We start from the raw sequence: 1,130 nt of genomic DNA, 5'->3' as shown, positions 1-1,130 counted from the left end.
GTTCCGTCAGGTTATGGTATTGCCTCAAGGTAAATTTCGCGAGCTGTTATTAGCAACGTCTAAAGAGCGTGAAGAAATCTTTGGCCAGTTATTCGAAACGGATATCTATAAAAAGATTGAATACGCCTTAAAAGACAAAGCAAGCTCGATAAGCAAAGCAAAAGATGAGTTTGATAACCAAATTCGTGGCGCGCTTCAAGTTGCGGGAGTGACATCAGAAGCGGAATTAACAGAACAACGTGAAACGCTGTCTGTCCAATTCGCGTCAGCGCAAAAGCGAGAGCAGGAATCGCTTGCTCAGTTAAATGCCGTGAAAACAGAAATTCAGAGAGCTGAAACGTTAAGCAATGAATTTAAAAAGCGTGAACAAGCAGAAGCCGCGCTCCATCTGCACTTGCAACAAACTGAAACCATTTCGGCTCGCCAACTGCAGTTAGATAATGCGAAAAAGGCGAGTAGGATTGAACTGCCTTATATCACGCTGCAAAATGCCGCCCAGCAAGTTCAAGATTTAAACCAAAAGGTTGCCGTTCTTTCTCAAGACCTAAAAGCCGCTGACGACGTCTTAAAAACGAAGGAACAAGCCTTCCAACAGGCGAAAGAACAAGCGAATCGGGTTCCTAGGCTGACAGAGCAGCAATACCAACTTGAAAGCATGAAAGGCAAGTTGGTCGAGAAGGTTGAACTGGATAGTGCCATCGCTGCAGGACTTCAGCAGAAATCAGAATTTGAAGAAACGCTAAAAAAATACATAGTGTTTAGGGAAAAACTGACGCAAGACGCCCTGCAAGCGCAAAAAGTGTTGGAGCAAGCTCGCATTGATGTCGCAAGTATTGGTGGTGTGGATGCAGAGATCAAACAGCAGCAGCGTTTGATGTCGGATCTTCAAAAGTTAGGTAATTTAAGTCAAGAGCTTTCAAAGTTAGATGCATTGACGTCAAGTAAACAAGCCTCGGTAACTCAAGCCAAGTCTTATTATGAAAACCTTCAACGTGAAGCGGATGCGTTAGAGCTCAGTTGGCATAATGCGCAAGCGGCAGTTCTTGCTCTTCGTTTACAAACTGGAGAGAAGTGTCCCGTTTGTGGTGGTACCGAACATCCTCAGCCTGCTCAGTTTGTTGGTGATGAAG

General features: G+C 44.6%; 1 pseudogene. It reads left to right on the top strand.

Annotation, left to right across the window (positions count from 1 at the left end):
- Nucleotides 1–1,130 (top strand): annotated as a pseudogene (locus tag R7P67_RS25745) (SMC family ATPase); the annotation flags it as partial.

It is taken from the genome of Vibrio sp. Vb0937, from assembly GCF_033338855.1.
The sequence above is the reverse complement of the archived record's forward strand: the minus strand, read 5'-3'. Positions and strand labels throughout refer to the sequence as shown.